Origin of the sequence: Pseudomonas sp. 9.1(2019) (assembly GCF_009910445.1) — a bacterium.
Lineage (GTDB): Bacteria > Pseudomonadota > Gammaproteobacteria > Pseudomonadales > Pseudomonadaceae > Aquipseudomonas > Aquipseudomonas paraversuta.
The window spans coordinates 774,737-792,125 of record NZ_VBWF01000010.1; the positions used below are offsets into that span (position 1 = coordinate 774,737).

The 17,389-nt window shown below is 64.1% G+C and carries 10 protein-coding genes; 4 read left to right on the top strand and 6 right to left on the bottom strand.

All coding sequences use genetic code 11. The annotated features are described in order from the left end of the window. From FEZ21_RS16715 to FEZ21_RS16730, 4 genes are all read right to left on the bottom strand, one after another. A complete protein-coding gene (locus FEZ21_RS16715; protein ID WP_160627886.1) occupies positions 1–4,473 on the bottom strand; it encodes a condensation domain-containing protein in 4,473 nt (1,490 codons plus the stop codon). Positions 4,474–4,522: 49 nt separating this feature from the next. Beyond that, entirely contained in the window at positions 4,523–5,503 is a 981-nt protein-coding gene (locus FEZ21_RS16720; RefSeq protein WP_003444936.1) for a TauD/TfdA family dioxygenase, read from the bottom strand. Positions 5,504–5,542: 39 nt separating this feature from the next. Continuing rightward, entirely contained in the window at positions 5,543–6,301 is a 759-nt protein-coding gene (locus FEZ21_RS16725) for a thioesterase II family protein (protein ID WP_127196411.1), read from the bottom strand. A gap of 991 nt (positions 6,302–7,292) precedes the next feature. After that, a complete protein-coding gene (locus tag FEZ21_RS16730; RefSeq protein WP_160627888.1) occupies positions 7,293–8,900 on the bottom strand; it encodes a cyclic peptide export ABC transporter in 1,608 nt (535 codons plus the stop codon). 193 nt (positions 8,901–9,093) lie between these two features. On the opposite strand from FEZ21_RS16730, the gene FEZ21_RS16735 reads away from it, so the two are divergent. The 4 genes from FEZ21_RS16735 (at position 9,094) to FEZ21_RS16750 (ending at position 15,439) form a co-directional block, all read left to right on the top strand. Then, positions 9,094–10,005, top strand: a complete 912-nt coding sequence (locus FEZ21_RS16735) for an ABC transporter substrate-binding protein (protein ID WP_160627890.1) — start codon at positions 9,094–9,096, stop codon at positions 10,003–10,005. After that, a complete protein-coding gene (gene fhuB / locus FEZ21_RS16740; protein ID WP_010657198.1) occupies positions 9,998–11,986 on the top strand; it encodes a Fe(3+)-hydroxamate ABC transporter permease FhuB in 1,989 nt (662 codons plus the stop codon). Before FEZ21_RS16735 ends, fhuB begins: the two co-directional genes overlap by 8 nt. 161 nt (positions 11,987–12,147) lie before the next feature. After that, complete coding sequence (locus FEZ21_RS16745) at positions 12,148–13,167, top strand: GNAT family N-acetyltransferase (protein ID WP_160627892.1); 1,020 nt, start codon at positions 12,148–12,150, stop codon at positions 13,165–13,167. A 100-nt stretch (positions 13,168–13,267) separates the two neighbouring features. Further along, complete coding sequence (locus FEZ21_RS16750) at positions 13,268–15,439, top strand: TonB-dependent siderophore receptor (RefSeq protein WP_160627894.1); 2,172 nt, start codon at positions 13,268–13,270, stop codon at positions 15,437–15,439. Between the two features lie 276 nt (positions 15,440–15,715). Here FEZ21_RS16750 and FEZ21_RS16755 read toward each other — a convergent pair whose 3' ends face one another. Together FEZ21_RS16755 and FEZ21_RS16760 are read right to left on the bottom strand one after the other, a co-directional pair. After that, positions 15,716–15,919: an MbtH family NRPS accessory protein gene (locus FEZ21_RS16755; RefSeq protein ID WP_003444954.1), complete on the bottom strand. Its 204-nt coding sequence runs from the start codon at positions 15,917–15,919 to the stop codon at positions 15,716–15,718. Positions 15,920–16,026: 107 nt separating this feature from the next. After that, the gene (locus FEZ21_RS16760) at positions 16,027–17,346 is read right to left on the bottom strand and encodes an MFS transporter (RefSeq protein ID WP_160627897.1); all 1,320 of its coding nucleotides are present in this window, start codon (positions 17,344–17,346) and stop codon (positions 16,027–16,029) included. Positions 17,347–17,389 lie beyond the last annotated feature (43 nt).

Below are 17,389 nucleotides of genomic sequence, written 5' to 3' on the forward strand. Positions count from 1 at the left end.
TTAAACAGGCAGCCCGGCCGATTGGCCCGAGCGCTCTTCGTTGTCTTGGGCAGCGTCATCGAACACGCTACGGTCGGTCATTTCGCCCATGGCCACGACGATCCGCCGCGGGCCTTCGAACGGGTCCCGGGCGTGGGCCACCAGCATGTTGTCGAGCATCACCACATCCCCGCGCTGCCAGTCGAAGCGCACCGCGCAAGCTTCGTAGAGCTGGCCCAGTTGTTCCATGACCAGGTCATCGATGGGCGTGCCATCACCGAAATACACCTGCCGCGGCATGTACCCGGCACCGACTATGCCCAGCAGGTCGCGGCGCACGTCGGCTTGCAGGCAATAGTCGTGGTGCAGCTGGACCTGGTTGAAAAAGGACTTTTCCCCGGTGTAGGGGTGGCGGATCACTGCCGGGCAAGGGGTGCGGGTCTGCAGGCCACCATTGGCCAGCCATTCGAACGCCACGCCCTGCTCGCGGCAGGTGGCCTCGACCACGGCACGCTGCTCGGTTTTGTAGAAGTCGCGCCAGTCCACATCGAAGCCCGGGGTGAAGGTGCGCACATACAACAGTCCCTTGCGTTCGAAGGTCTCGGCCAGCGCGGCCGGCAAAGCGCGGTACATCGCCCGGCAGTCGACGATAGGTGTGGCACCGCCCACCGGCGATGGCTGCTCGCAGAAGAACCACTGCTTGCGCGGCCAGCGTCGCAGGTGCGCGCTTTCGTTGTGGAACAGGATCATCTGCCGCTCGGGGTATGGCGTGGAGCGGTAGGTATTGCGCCCGCCCTCTTTCTTCGGCAAGTCGCCATAGGCGCCATACAGGCCCGGCTGGATGGCCTCGGCGAAGGCTTCGAAGTCTTGCGCGGTGCTCAGGCCGAAGCCACGGAACAGCAGGCCGGCATGCCGGCGCAGGCTGGTTTCAATGAACTCTCGGTTGAGGCTGGCCCACACGCAGGGGTCGAGATCGGCACTGACTGGCTCGATTACCAGCGGCAACTCGCAGCCGGCATTCAGCGGCGTGCAGCGCACGGCAGCCTCCGCCACCGACGGCGTGCTCGGACGGGCAAAGGACTTCAACTTGTCGCGCCTGGCCTCCAGCCGCGAGCGCCCGCTGACCGGCGCTGCAACCGCGGGCTGCAAGGCGCCGAGGGTCAGGCTGTCGAGGGAACGCTCGGGGTCGGCGAGGATTTGACCCAGCAGGTCGACCCAGGCCTCGACCCAGCAGCGCACCCGCGCCTCATCGAGGATCGCCGTGGCGAATACCCACTCGCCGCCCAGCCCCCGGGGGTTGGGCGTCAGGAACAGGGCCATGTCGAACTTCGAGGTCTGGGCGGGCGCGGCCAGCAGTTCGGCGCTCAGCCCCGGCACCGCGAACTGACCCCGGGGCATGCTGTGCAGCACGAACAGCGCCTGCACCAGCGGGTTGCGCTGGCGGGGCACGGCGCTGGCATCGACGATCTGTTCGAAGGGCAAGTCCGCCTGTTCGAACAGGCTCAATGAATCCTCGCTGACCCGGGCCAGCCATTGGTTGAACGATTGCTGCGGGCGCACCCGGGCGCGCAGCGGCACGATGTTGACGAAGAAGCCGATGAGCTGTTCCAGCTCGGTTCGCGGTCGACCGGCGATATCGGTGCCATAGATCAAATCGTCCTGGCCGGTGAGGCGATGCAGCAGCCAGTCGAAAGCCCCCCGCAGGACCATGAACAGGCTGGCGCCGTGGGCACGGCCCAGGGCTTCGAGACGCCCGACCTGTTCGGCGTCGAGCTGGAAGGCCACGCTGGCCCCGCCAGTGTGCGGGGCCGAGGGACGCGCACGGTCAGTGGGCAAGGCCAGTTGCTGCGGGGCGCCTTGCAGATAGTCGGCCCAGAAATCGCGTTCGCGCTGGCGCTCGGCACTGCCGGCCCGGGCGTTCTGCCAGGCCGCATAGTCGCTGTACTGAATACTCAACGGCGCCAGCGCCGACTGGCTGCCGGCCAGTTGCGCCTGATACCCCGCGCCCAGTTCCTGGACCAGCACGCCGAACGACCAGCCATCGCCGATCAGGTGATGCATGCTCAACAGCAAGCGATATTCCTGAGCGCCCAGGCGCAGCAGGGTGGCGCGTAACAGCGGCGCGCGCTGCAGGTCGAACGGCTGCCCCGCCGCCTCGGCCTCGGCCACCGCCAGGGCGGTGGTTTGTTCGCCATCGCGCAGACCACTGAGGTCAAGCACCGGCAAGGCCAGTTCCACCTGACCCGCACAGTGCACCAGGGCCACGCCATCCGGGCCCGGCACAAAGGCACTGCGCAAACTCGCCTGGCGTTGCAGCACACCGGCCAATGCCGCTTGCAGGGCGTCCACCCGCAGCTCGCCACACAGACGCAACTGGGCAACCATGTTGTAGGCCGCCCCGGCCTGCTCCCCTCCCAGCTGCTGGGCCAGCCACAGGCTGCGTTGCACCGGGGACATGGCCTGCGGGCCGCTGACATGCAGCGCCTGCAAGGGTACGCCGGCGGCCAGACGTGGTGCAGCGTCAACCATGGCCGCCAGCCGGGCCAGGGGGCTGGCGGCAAACAGCGCGCTCAGGGGCAATTCGACGTTGAACTCGGTGCGCACCCGCGCCAGGACTTGCACGGCGGCGAGGGAATGCCCGCCTACGGCGAGAAAGATGTCGTCGCGGCTGATCTCGGCGCCTTCCAGCACCTCGGACCAGATCGCCGCCAGACGCTGTTCGGTGTGGCCCAGGGGCGCGGCACCTGCCGGCGCGGCCCCACTGCGGCTCAATACGGGCCGGCGATAGACGTGATACGCGCCCAGTTCACCGGTCTCCAGACGCTGGCGGCAGGCCGAGCGTTGCAGCTTGCCGCTGGTGGTCTTGGGCAAGGCCGCCGGCTCGAGCAGGGCAATGACGCTGGCCGGTTCCTGCTGGGTTTCACTGACCACCCGGTCGATGGCTTCGATCAATACTTGAGGGTCGAATTTCTTTTGCACACTGCGCCCGATCTCGGCGGCGATGCCAATGCATTCGCGCCCGTCGACCTGCACCGGAAACGCTGCGACACGGCCCTTGCGCACCGCTTCGACGCCCTGCTCCACGGCTTTTTCGATGTCTTGCGGGTAACGGTTCTGGCCGCGAATGATGATCACATCCTTGGCCCGCGAGGTGATGAACAGACCGCCCTGATGCAGGAACGCCAGGTCGCCGCTACGCAGCCAGCGGCCGTCGGGCAGGTCGAGGAAGGTACGGGCGGTGGCCTCGGGGTTGCGCCAGTAGCCACGGGCCACACTGGGCCCGCGCACCCAGATTTCACCCACGCTGTTTTCAGCCACCGGTTGCAGGGTCTGCGGGTCCATCAGGCGCACCTGATCATCGAACAGCAAACCGCCGCTGCTGACCATTTCGCTGCCGTGCGGGTCAGGGACCACCCGGCCCAGCGCCAATTGCTCATGGTCCACATGCAGGGTGTAGTACGGGCCGCCACGGGTGTTGCTGGTGACCATCAGGGTCGCTTCAGCCAGGCCGTAGCATGGATGTACGGTGGTTGCCGCCAGCCCTGCCGGCGAGAAGCGCTCAACGAAGTCGGCCAGGGTGTCGGCCCGCACCGGTTCGGAACCGCAAAACGCAACCCGCCACTGGCTCAGGTCGAGCTCGGCAAGCAGGCTGTCGCGCACGCTCTCGGTACACAGGCGGAAGGCAAAGTCAGGGCCGCCGCTGAGGGTGCCGCCGTAGCGGTGGATCGCTTCCAGCCAGCGCGCCGGCCGGGCGAGGAAGTGCTGGGTGGTCAGCAACACCAGCGGCACCCCGGCATAGATAGGTTGCAGCATGCCGCCGATCAGGCCCATGTCGTGGTACAGCGGCAGCCAGCTGACAAAGACATCCCCCGGGCGGGTGCCAAAGCCCATTTGCAACAGGCGCTGATTGTCCAGCAGGTTGGCGTGGGTGACTTCGACGCCCTTGGGTTCGGAGGTGGAGCCGGAGGTGTATTGCAGCATGGCGATGGCATCGCCCGGCACGGCACGGGGTTGCCAGGCCCGGGGCGCTTGCGCTTCAAGATCCTGGACACTGGCCAGGGCCGGCAAGGACGCCAGGGTCAGGCCGTCACGCAGCAACCGGGAAGCGTCGAGGGCAGCATGCTCGCAGAGAATCAACGAGGGCTCGGCATCCATGGCCATGCCTTGCAGGCGTTCGGTGTGGAACTGGCGATTGCGCTCCGGCGGATAGGCCGGCACCGCGATCAGCCCGGCATACAGGCATGCGAAAAAGGCCACTATGTAGTCCGGGCCGTTGGTCAGCAGCAGGAGCACCCGGTCGCCCTCCCCGGCGTGCTGCCCGAGGCAGGCGGCCAGGTGCCGGACCCGGGCATCCAGCTGGGCGTAGGTGTACAGCTCGGTGGTCTGGTTACCGTCACCGAGAAAGCGCAGGGCCAGTTGATCGCCTTGCTGCTCGGCGCGCTGCGCCAGCATCTCGATCAGGGATTGGGGTTGAGGCTGATGTGGGATGGCCATGGGGCGTCCTCCTGCAATCGCAAAAAGTCAGAAAAAAATCGGGGGGTACTCAGCGCACGTCGGCGCCGTGGGGTTCGGCCATGGCCACCACCACTTTGCGTGGCCCCTGAAACGGTGCGCGACCGTGGGCGGTGAGCATGTTGTCGAGCATCAGCACGTCATTGTCCTGCCAGGAAAATTCGACCTGTTCCTGTTGCATCACGCCGCGAATGTCCTCCAGCAGGCTTTCTTCCAGCGGGCTGCCGTCGCCGTAATAGACGTTGCGCGGCAAGTCCTCTTCCTCCACCAGATCGAGCAGGGTTTCGCGCACCTCCTCGGGCAAGTTGGAAACGTGGAACAGGTGCGCCTGGTTGAACCACACCGCGTCGCCGGTGCGCGGATGGGTGGCCACCGCCTGGCAAACCTGGCGCGTGCGCAGGCCGCCGTCGTCTTTCCACTCCAGGCTGATGCCGTGGGCCTCGCAGTAGGCGTGCACGACAGCGCGGTCCTGGGTGTTGAATACCTGCTCCCAGGACACGTCCAGGCCGTTGCCGTAGTTGCGGGTGTACATCAGGCCTTTGCTGGCGAAGCGCTGGCGAATCTGTTCACCAACCCGACGATAAATTGCCCGGCTGTCACCAATCGGCGTGGCACCGCCTACGGGAGATGCCTGCTGGCAGAAGAACCAGATTTTCATTGGCCAGTCCCGGGTGTAGGCCTGTTCGTTATGCAGCGGGATGTGCTGGTGCGGCGGATATTCGGTAGAGGTGTAGATGCCGGCGGTGACGTTGCTGCGCGGCGTGGAACCGAACTCGTAGGTCAGCAGGTCCGAACCGAAGCCGGTGGCGAAAGAGCGAAAGCGCTCGGCGGTCTGCACCTCGAAGCCGCGCAGCAATACGCCGCCGGCGACCAGCAGTTGCTGCTCGATCAGCGCCCGCAGCGCGGGCAGGCAGACCGCCAGTTCAAGACCGGGCTCGCGGGCTTCAATCAGCAGCGGCAAGGGGGTATCGGCATGGCGCAGGGGCCGGATATCGAAGCGTGAATCAAGCATGGAAGACTCCGCGAAAAAAGGACGGCGGTACGACCCGGATCAACCCAGGGCGCGCAATGAAGGGAGCGAGAGACGCGATGCCTGCTGGCGTAGATCCAGGCACAGCGCGAGCAGGCGCTGGAGGAAGTCGGCGCGCTGGCGATGCAGGAAAAAGTGCCCGCCGTCGCAGATCTGCAAATGGAACGGCCCGCTGCATTCGGCTTCCCAGGCCGCCAGGGCACTGACGGCGACACTGTCGTCACGCCCGCCGAACACATGCAGGGCGCAAGGCAAAGGCCCACGGCGCGGCGGCTGATAGCGGTCACCGAGGAGGAAATCCGCGCGCAGCACCGGCAGCACCATGGCCAGCAATTGCGGATCGTCGAGTACTGCCCGGGGTGTACCGTCGAGGCGAAGCAACTCGGCGATCAGTTCGGCATCGGTCATGGGTTGCGCATCGGGATTACCGTCGCGCTGCCCGGGGGCGGTACTGGCCACGGCGATCAGGGCTTCGGGCGGTTCGAGCCCCAGAGCGACCAGGGCGTGGGCCACCTCCAGGGCCACCACGCCGCCGACGCTATGGCCGAGCATCAGGTAAGGGCCGTTGATCATCGGCGCCAGTTCGGCCGCCAGGCTGGCGGCGAGGACGGGCATATCCACCTGCAACGGTTCATCGCCACGGCCCCCGTGGCCGGGCAGTTCGACCGGCTGCACATCGAGCCATGCCGGCAATACAGCCCGCCACGGGGCGAAGGCCATGGCACTCGCGCCGGAACAGGCGAAGCAGAACAGGCGGATGCGATCGGGGGCGACGGACACTGCGGATCTCCTTAAAAGCAGTCGACAAGCCGGGCCGGCCTTGCCTGGAACACTGCTAATAAGAACGAAAGAAATACCTGGGGAATTAACTGTCTTTGATAAATATTGTTATTTGCAGGGCACCAGACCTGGCCTGGTCTGTAGTCGCTGGCGAGCTGTGCGAGGCGGCGATCGGGCAAAGCCCGCAACCCCTCAAACCGCGTGTATCTGACACACCGAGGGGCGCGACTGGCGACTACAGGATCGTTTTTTGATCTTGATCTTGATCTTCAAGCCCCTTCGGAAGGAGCGTGCATATCCATTCTATGTATCATGGCTTTTTACGGGTTTCGCCCTTACGGCGAGTCCCTTTTGGCAAACGCCCCAAAAGGAACCAAAAGGTCTGCGCCCTACCATACGGCCGAGCTCGCCTAGGCTCGCCCGGTGCCCTCACTCCGGCACTGTTGTGGGGGCACGCCGTGACGGGCCATCCATGGCCCGGCACGGCTGGCTCGGCGTCCTGCCTCGCCACCCCCACAACAGCACCTGCGTTCGGCCTTCTGTGATGGGCATCCGCGTCGTTTCGACTATCGAGTGGCGGCAGGGACATCGTTTTTAAAAGCAAAAATCAAAACAGCGCCTACAGGTCGTTTTTGATCTGCTTTTGATCTGCTTTTGATTTGTTTTTGATCTTGATCTACTGGCCCCTTCGGGAGGCCGAGAGGAGGTTCTGCGTAGTGGTCCTCCCGGCATGGATGCCGGGAGAGCCGTGTTGGGCCATGGATGGCCCGTCACGGCGTGGCCACGGAGCAGGACCGGAGCGAGGGAACCTGAGCGCAGCGAAGGCCGTACGCTGGGGCAAGGCCTTTTTGCTTACTTTTGTGGCTGTTTGACAAAAGTGAGCCGCCGTAAGGGCGGAACCCGTAAAAAGCCGTGATACATCAAATGGATATGTACACGGCGGGATGTATAGATCTACACATCCGGCACGGCTGGCAAAGCAAACCAGCGACTACCGGCTGACAATCTGCCCACGCTCAAGCTTGATCAACTGATCGGCCAGATGGAAATAACGGTCATCGTGGGAGATGACCAGCAACGTCTTACCCTGGGCCCGCAACTCAGGCAGCAGTTCGCAATAGAACACTTCACGGAACGCCGGGTCCTGGTCTGCCGCCCATTCGTCAAAGATGATCACCGGCCGCCCTTCGAGACAGGCAACGATCAACGCCAGGCGCTTGCGCTGGCCCTGGGACAGTTCACGGGTGGAAAACGAACCATTGCTGACGCTGACTTTGTGCTCCAGGTGCAGCTTGGCCAGCCAATCAGATGCCTGGCTGTCGAGGCTGGAATCCGGCGCTTCGAGCAGAGTGTCGAACAGGTGGAAGTCCGAGAATACCGCCGAAAACAGCTGGCGATAATCGTCCCGCCCGTCCGCCGCCACAGGTCGGCCATCGACCCGCACTTCGCCACTTTCCGGCACATACAGGCCGGCAATCAGCTTGGCCAGGGTGGTCTTGCCGCTGCCGTTGCCTCCGACCAGGAAGGTAATCTCGCCAGGCTTGAGGGTCAGCGTGACCGGGCCAAGGGTAAAAACTTCATCCTCGCGCTCACTGAAATAACCATGGGTCAGACCATCCAGCTCCAGGGTCACGCCCTTGGCCTGCACCGCAGGCGCCGGCGTTTGCGAGCGGGCTTCGGCTTCCAGTTGCGCAAGGGTCGCTTCAATCCGTGCGCTGGCGACTCGTGCCTGACTCATCTGCGGCAGGTTCAGCAGCACGCCTTCCAGAGGGCCCATCATGTACAGGAAAACCATCACGTAGCCGGTGATCACCGCCGTGTCGGAAGGCACCCACAGGCGCAGGAACAGCACCACACCAATCAGCACCAGAAACAGCAAACGCCCCCAGCCACCGGTAATGGCGAACAGCATCAGGCCCTTGGCCCGGTTGCGGCGCACTTGCTCGACAGCGCTGACCAGCACTTCATCGAGAAAACGCCGGGCCTTGGAGCGGTTGAGTTTGAGTTCCTTGGCCCCCGAGACCATGGCGTCGAAATGACCGAAGAGTTCGTCCTGGCTGGCACCGGCCTTGCGGAAGTACTGCAGCATGTGGGAATGGCACAGGTGGTAGCCCAGGGAGCCAAGGCCGATGGCCAACACCGAAACCAGAAATATCACCCACGACAGGTATGCCAGGTAGCCCAGGCAACCGAGCACCACCACGGCACTGGTCACCAGCATCGGGAAGCCGGTAAAGAAGTTCGACAAGGTGGTGGTGTCGTCGGCCAGGGCCGCCTGGATACGTCCACGTCCGGCCTTTTCCAGCCCGCGCAGGGGCGCCGCAACCACGTGCCGTGAAATGTGCATGCGCAGGGTGGCCAGGCCTTGTTGACTGAGGTAGGCGAACAACGCCCTGGACAGCACCTGGCTGCCCATCACCAGGGCTATCACCAGCACGAAGGGCAGCGCATAGCTGGCCAGGCCGTCCAGTGGAGCATTCAGGGCCTGGTTGATCAGCGCCACCAGCAACACGTTGGCCAGACCGCAGACCAGGCTCGCGCCAATGGCCACGGCCAGCCGTGTGTGCGAGGTGCGAACCAGCATACCGAACAATGACATGGTGTCTCCTTGGGGGTCGGCTGGCGCAGGCCGTCACGCCGCCGCCATCGATAAATTGGGTTCCCGGAATAGACGAAGCCTGTGGCGGATTCTTTAGGACGCAGCATTATTGCAGGTATTGGGAATTAGGTGCTGTTGCTATAGACTCTCATTCTCGCCTGAGGGCGACCTGTCTGCTTCGGAGTCTGTTGCAATGCCCATTACCCGCCGTCGGGCCCTGACCGGCCTCGCATTGTTGCCGGTCGCGCTGTGCGGCTTGCCTGTGGTCCGCGCTGGCGATCCGACACTGCCGAAAGTCGATATTGTCAGTTTCGAGCCTGCCCTTACCGAAAGCCTGCTCGGCCTCGGCGTGGCGCCCCGGGCGGTGGTCAACGCCGGGTATTATCGCGAGTTCGTCTCCAGCCCGGAATTGCCCGACGATGTGCTGGATCTGGGCCCGAGCATCGAGCCCAATCTGGAGTACCTGCAACGCCTGGCGCCGGAGCTGATCATCGGCACCTCCTGGCAGCTGGAAGGCACCTTGCTCTCGCGTATCGCGCCGTTGCGCAGCTTCGATATCTATAGCGCGAACGCCCAGCCCTATCGCAATGCCGGCCAGGTAGTGCTGGAGCTCGGCGCTCTGGTGAACCGGCGCGCCGAGGCACAGGCATTGCTGGAACAGACCGACCGCCTGCTCGAGCAGTTGCGCGTCAGGCTGGCACCGGTCAGCCAGCGCCCGGTGTACATCGCGCGCCTCAACCCGGACGGTCGCCACCTGTTGCTGTTCGGTGCCAAGGGCATGTATCAGGCCGTACTCGAGCGCCTGGGTCTGCGCAATGCCTATCAGGGCCGCACCAATGCCTGGGGCGGCAGCCCCGCGGTGGGCATCGAGACACTGCTTGAGCAACCCGACGCATCGCTGCTGTATTACACCAACCCCCGCGAAGCTCTGGCCGCCCAGCGCCGGCTGGACAACAGTCCGATCTGGCGCGCTTTGCCGATGATCCACGAAGGCCGCGCCCTGGGGCTGCCACGGTTCTACCCCAGTGGCGGGTTGCTGACCGCGCAGCGCCTGGCCCTGTCCATCACCGAACAACTGCTCGCCATGGAATCCAACCGTGCCTGAACCCACTTCACCCCTGCGCCGGCAACCGGTCTGGCTGGCCCTCGGCCTGCTATTGATCGCTCTGGCCCTGAGCGTCCACCAGGGCAATTCGCTGTTGGCCCATGTTTCATGGAGCACTGCCATCGGCCCGGCGTCGCCCGAGGATCTGCCCGCCCTGCTGGTGCGCTACAGCTTTTTGCCACGGCTGGTGATCAGCCTGCTGGTGGGCGCGGCCCTGGCCCTGGCCGGGGTGATATTCCAGCAAGTGCTGCGCAACCCCATTGCCGAACCGACCACCCTGGGCGTGGCTTCCGGTGCCTACCTGGCCCTTTCCGCCTGCGCAATCTATGCCCCGGGCCTGCTGGACGGCGGCCAGGAAGGCGTGGCCCTGGCCGGCGCCGCCCTGGGCATGCTCGCGGTGCTGGGCCTGGCCTGGAGCCGGCGCCTGTCGCCGGTGGCGCTGATTCTCTCGGGGCTGATCATCAACCTGTATTGCGGGACCCTGAGCACCTTGCTGGTGCTGGCCAACCATGAAGTCTTGAGCAATCTGTTCATCTGGCAATCGGGCTCGCTGAACCAGAACAGCTGGCAGGATGTGTATCACCTGGCGCCACGCCTTGGGGTGGCTGCACTGCTCGCCGCACTGCTGGCCCGGCCGCTGCAACTGCTGGGCCTCAACGATGCAGCGGCCGGCAGCCTGGGCCTGTCGCCCAACCGCCTGCGCCTGATGGCCCTGGCCGTGGCCGTAGCCTTGAGCGCCAGCGCCATCGCCAGTGTCGGGGTGATAGGTTTTGTCGGCCTGGCCGCTCCCGCCCTGGCCCGCCTGGCCGGCGCCCGCACCCTGCGCCAGCGTTTGCTCTGGGCACCCTTGTTCGGGGCCTTGCTGCTGCTATTGGCCGACCAGGTGGTTCAGGCGTTGGCGCCGCTGCTGGGGGGCGAGATCCCCACCGGCATCCTCACTGCGTTCCTTGGTGCGCCACTGCTGCTGGTGCTGCTGAGCCGCCTGCATGAAACCCGCCTCAACCCGCCAGCCGCCCGCGCAACCGCTCAGGTCGCCCGGCTCAAACGCACCAGCTGGATATTGCTCGCAGTGCTGGCCATTGCCCTGTTCCTTGCGCTGACCTGGGGCCGCGGGCCGGATGGCTGGTATTTCAGCAGCGGCGCCGAGTTCGACGCCCTGCTGCCATGGCGCGCGCCCCGGGTTGCCGCGGCCTTTGGCGCCGGCATCCTGCTGGCCCTGGCCGGGACCTTGATGCAACGCATGACCGGTAACCCCATGGCCAGTCCGGAGATGCTCGGCGTGAGTTCCGGCGCCGCACTGGGCGGCATTTTTGCCCTGCTGCTGGTGCCCGGCTTCAGCCCTTTGCTGTTGTTGCTGGCGGCCACCTTTGGCGCCCTGCTCGCCTTGCTGGCCATCGTCGCCCTGAGCTGGCGCAGCGCCTTCGCCCCCGACCGCATGCTGCTCACCGGCGTGGCCCTGAGCACATTGCTCAACGCCTTTGCCGCGCTGTTCATGGTCAGCGGCGATTCCCGGGTGCTGCTGATGCTCAGCTGGATGACCGGCTCAACCTATCGCATAGACGCCAGCCAGGCAGTGATCATCTGCGCCCTGGCCGCGCTGTTCCTGCTGGTCACACCGTTGTGCAACCGCTGGCTGGCGATCATGCCGCTGGGCGCCGAACGCACCCGGGCGCTGGGGATTTCCCTGGGCGGCAGCCGTCTGCTGCTGTTGCTGCTGACTGCGGTGATGACCGCGGCGGCCACCCTGGTGGTCGGGCCGCTGAGTTTCGTCGGCCTGATCGCGCCGCACATGGCGCGCCTGCTGGGCGCACAACGGCCGGTCGCACAATTGCTGCTTTCGGCCCTGCTGGGCGGCACGCTGCTGGTGCTGGCCGACTGGCTGGGGCGCAACCTGGTGTTCCCGTGGCAGATCCCCGCCGGGATGTTCGCCACCTTCATCGGCGGCCCGTATTTCATGTGGTTGCTGGCGCGCAAGCGCTGATCCGGAGCAGGACAGAATCCGTCAAGAAATAAAATCTAAATAGTTCTGATTCCCATTCGTTACAGTTTTACCTAAGCTTCGCCTGCACCAACTGCGCCGGCCACTGCCGGGCAGTTGTTTTCGGGCCGGCATACGCGAGAAAACACTAACGGAGAAGCATCATGACCACGCCTAACTTCACCCTTCTTCTGGCTGACGGCCGCAGCGTGATCGCCCGGGTGGCGGACGATGGTAACGCCAGCCTGACCATCGAGGGTGTTGCCCCGGTGTATTTCCGCCGCCAGGATGCCCATGTGCAACTGGAAAGCCTGCCCGAAGCGTTCCCGGTCAGTGGTCTGCTGGCACTGCTGGGCCAGGTCTTCTGCAATTCGTCCCGCGTCCCGCTGCTGGAAGTCAGTGCCCCGCTCTCCCTCGACCGCGCACGGGATGCCATACGCCAGGGGGTGTTCGACACCCTGCTCGGTCATGATGGCCATACCGCACGCCTGGCCTGCTCGCGCAGCAGTTTCTGGCAACACCCGCTGCCCTGGCTTACTACCAGTTCCGCCGCCGGCATGCCGCTGCGCTACACCTTCAGCGGGGAAAAGCGCCATCCGCAGCGGCCACCCATTCCCCACGGCGAGGTCTATCGCCGCGAACTGCCCGGCCTGAACACCACCTTCAGCTTGCGCACCGTGGACATCGGTCTGGACCTGGAGCGTTTCAACCGCTGGATGAACCTGGAGCAGGTCGCGTTCTTCTGGGAGCAGACCGGCAGCCTGGATGAACATGCCGCGTACCTGCAACAGATGCTGGATGACCCGCGGGTGCTGCCACTGATCGGCAGCTACAACGACGAGCCGTTTGCCTATTTCGAGATCTACTGGTGCAAGGAAGACCGCATCGCCCCCTATTACGATGCACAGGACCACGACCGTGGCTGGCACGTGGTGGTCGGCGAGAGCAAGCACCAGAGCGCCGGCAAGCTCAAGGGCTGGTTCCGCTCGCTGATGCACTACATGTTCATCGACGAGCCGCGCACCCAGCGCATCCTCGGCGAACCGCGGATCGACCATACCCGGCAGATCGGTTTCCTTGAGTCCCAGGGTTTCTGCAGGCTCAAGACCATCACCCTGCCCCACAAGAAAGCCGCCCTGCTGCGCCTTGAACGCGAGACGTTCTTCGACGACTACCACCCCTGATCCATCGTATTTGGCCGCACGCTGCCTGATGGGGATCGGGTAGCGCGCGGCCTGCCCTTAATCAACTAAAAAAATAATCACTTCTCACTCCGGAACCTCCATGCACGCAAAAAACCTCTTCGCCTACCATCCCTTGGCGCTGGCCCTGTGTCTCAGTAGCCTGCCACTGAGCACCGCCTTCGCCGCCGAGCAACCCGCTACCGCAGCGCCCGGGGGCGCGCTGATGCTGGAAGAAACCAGCATCAATGCCAAAGCCGTCGAGAACCCCACCGGCCATGTCAGCGGCCCGGTGGCGACGCGCAGCACCAGCGCCAGCAAAACCGACGCGGCGATCAAGGAAATCCCGCAGTCGGTGTCGATCATCACCCGCGATGAAATGGACCAACGCAAGGCCGATACCCTGGCCGAAGTCCTGAGCTTCACCCCGGGGGTGATTACCCAGCCGGGGGGTTTCAGCCGTGTGGGCGATGACTTCGTGATCCGTGGTTTCAACGTGGGCTCGGGCACCGGCGGTATTCTGCGCGACGGCATGAAACTGCAAGGCAGCGTGTATGACGGCGGCATCGAACCCTACGGCCTGGAGCGCGTGGAAGTGGTCAAGGGCGCGTCTTCAGTGCTGTACGGCCAACTGTCGCCGGGCGGCCTGATCAACACCATCACCAAGCGCCCGACCGATGTCCCGCTGCATGAAGTCAACGTCGAATACGGCAGCCATGCGCGCAAGCAGTACAGCTTCGACCTGGGCGGCCCGCTGGACGACCAGGGGCAGTTTTCCTACCGCCTCACGGGCCTGTGGCGCGACAGTGACACCCAGACCGTCGACGCTCCCGATGACCGTCGCTATATCGCGCCGGCCTTCACCTGGCGTCCGGACGAGGACACCTCGCTGACCTTCCTCGCCAGCTACCAGGAAACCCGCACCAGCTTCGCGCCGCCGCTGGACTATGACCTGACGACGTCATCCAGCACCCTTTACCCCAAGGTCGACCGCGATTTGTTCACCGGCGAGCGCGGCTTCGATCACTACAACAACTACTCGACCACCATCGGCTACCTGTTCGAACACAGCTTCACCCCTGACCTGAAAGTCCTGCATTCGCTGCGCCACTTCGATGCAAACCTGAGCTGGGACTACATGCAAATTGCCGATACCGGCAGCGCCGCCTTGCGCAATCAGGGACTGCTGGCCCGCAGGGCGAGCATCCGCCGTGAGCACTCCGAAGGCTGGACCAGCGACAATAACGTGCAATGGACCCTCAACAGCGGCCGCTGGCAGCACACTCTGCTGGCCGGGGTGGATTACTACCACAAGACCTACGACTCCCATCGCTACGCTGGCGCCACTTCGCTATTCAACCCGGACGCACCGGTGTACGACGCACCGACCACCATTACCTCGGCCGATAGCGGATCGGACCTGCACAGTTCGCAGACCGGTCTTTACCTCCAGGATCAGATCAAGTTCGACGACAAGTGGATTCTGGTCCTGGGCGGTCGCCAGGACTGGGCCGAGAGCCGAACCTATGCCAATGCCACCGGCAAGCGCACGCCACGGGAAGACAAGAAAGCCACTGGCCGCATAGGCCTGGTGTATGAAGCAGACAATGGCCTGGCGCCCTACATCAGCTGGAGCCAGTCGTTCTTGCCGGCCAACGTGTTCAACGCCAACGCCGACACCTCATTCGAGCCAACCGAAGGCGAACAGTACGAAATGGGTGTGCGCTACACCCCGCCAGGCATGAATGCGCTGTTGACCGCCGCGGTGTACGACCTCAAGCAGAAAAACTCCCTGAGCACCGACCTCACCGGCAACACCGTGCAGTTCGGTGAGACCCGCTCCCGGGGTGTCGAGCTGGAGGCAAAAGCCGAGATCACCGCCAACCTCAGCACCACCGCCTCCTATACCTACACCGATGCCAAGATTACCGAAGACTCCGTGGCCAGCCGGGTCGGTACCCGCATCGACGGCGTGCCTTACCACATGGCCAGCCTGTGGGCCGACTATCGCCTGAGCGCCCTGGGTCTGCCCAAGGTCGTGCTCGGCGGCGGGGCCCGCTACATGGGTACCAGCCGCACCTCCAGCTCGGACCTGGACGAGAAGGTTGACGCCTACACCCTGTTCGACGCGAAAGTCAGCTACGAAGTCGACGACAACTGGACCGTGGCCATGAAGGCGCAAAACCTGTCCAATGAGAAGTACCTGTTCTGCAACGTTTCTTGCCGATATGGCGACGAGCGCACGTTGATCGGCTCGGTCAATTACCGCTGGTAAACGAGGTACCGCATTCTGTAGGAGCGAGCTTGCTCGCGAGCTGTGTGCGTATGGCAAAGCTCGCGAGACAAGCTCGCTCCTACAGGAGGATCGGGTGTTGGATATGCAAAAACGCCGCGGTCCGTTTCGGGGGGCGGCGGCGTTGTTCTTTGTTGAAAAGCTCGCTCCTACAGGAGGATCGGGTGTTGGATGTGCAAAAACGCCGCGGTCCGTTTCGGGTCAGCGGCGTTTTTATTTGTAGGAGCGAGCTTGCTCGCGAGCTGTGTCGGTCCAGCGTCAGGCCTGCATCGCCTCGCGCAGGCTGGCCGGGCGCATGTCGGTCCAGTTGGCTTCGATGTATGCCAGGCACTCGGCCCTGGAGGCCGCGACGCCTACCGCTGACCAGCCTTGCGGCACGGCCTTGAACTCGGGCCAGATCGAGTATTGTTGCTCCCCATTGATCACCACCAGAAACTGCGTGTCTTCACGGTCAAATGCCATCGGTTGTCTCCTGCAGATAGTTGGGCAGACCGGTGTCACAAACACAGGCCTGCCCATGGAAGACGCTCGACACAGCCCTGAAATTAGTCCCGCCCCCATTCGCCCCGTTACATTTCAGCCTTGGCCACCAGGCGCCGCTCAACCAGATTGTCACGGTTGAGGCCATAACGACGGGCCGTCAATACCCCGACCAGGCCCATCATCGCGCAGAACATCACGCACACCCAGGCACTCCACGGCATCAGCGCAATCAGCAGCAACGGCGTGGTACTGGCCCACAATGCGTAGGCAATGTTGTAGGTGAAGGAAATCCCCGAGACGCGGATCGGCGCCGGAAACAGGCCGACCATGACCGAAGGCACCACCCCGACAATTCCGCAGGTCAGACCGGCGAAGGCGTATGCCAGGCCGGGCAAGGCCCATTGACCCACCAGACTGGCGTACAGCAGGCCAATGCCCAGCGGCAGCAGCACGCTGTAGAGCACGATGCTGCGCCATACGCCAATGCGGTCGACGATCAGCCCGGCCAGTACACAACCGATATTCAAAAACACGATGCCCAGACTGCTCAGGGCAAAGGTATGGCTGGCCGTCATGCCAAAGCGCTGCTGCATCACGGTCGGGGTGATCACCACAAACACCACCACGGCACTGGTCAGCACGCAGGTGAGCAATGCCGCCGGCAGCAATGACGCCCGGTGATCGCGCAATACGGTGCGCAGCGGGAACTCTGCCCGGCCCTCTTTGCGTTCGCGCAAAGCCAGAAATACCGGAGTTTCACTGAGCCAGCGGCGCAACCACACGCCAATCACACCAAAAACGCCGCCGAGCAGGAACGGGAAACGCCAGGCGTAGTCGAGAATTTCTGCCGGGGTAAAGAGTTGTGCCAGCAGTGTCGCGGTCAAGGCGCCGATCAGATAACCGAAGGTCAACCCGGCCTGCAAAAAGCCCAGGGCAAAGCCCCGGCGCCCGGCCGGCGCGTGTTCGGCGACAAACACCCAGGCGCTGGGCACCTCGCCGCCGACTGCCGCCCCCTGCAGGATGCGCAGGGCCAACAGGATCAGCGGCGCGAAATAACCGATATCGGCATAAGTGGGCATGATGCCGATCAGCAGACACGGCAGTGCCATCATCAGAATACTGAGGCTGAACACCCGCTTGCGCCCCAGATGGTCGGCAAAGTGCGCCATCAGGATTCCGCCCAGCGGACGTGCCAGATAGCCGGTCACGAAAATGCCGAAGCTTTGCAGCAAGCGCAGCCATTCAGGCATGTCCGGCGGGAAAAACAGTTGACTGAGGGTCAGGGCAAAGAACACGAAAATGATGAAATCGTAGATCTCCAGCGCCCCGCCCAGAGCTGCCAGCCCCAGGGTTCGGTAGTCGGAACGGGAAAAACGCGCCGTTGTGGCTTGGGTATCGGCAGACATAATTACGCTCAATGTGAACTGGACGCGCCTATGTTGGCGCTTG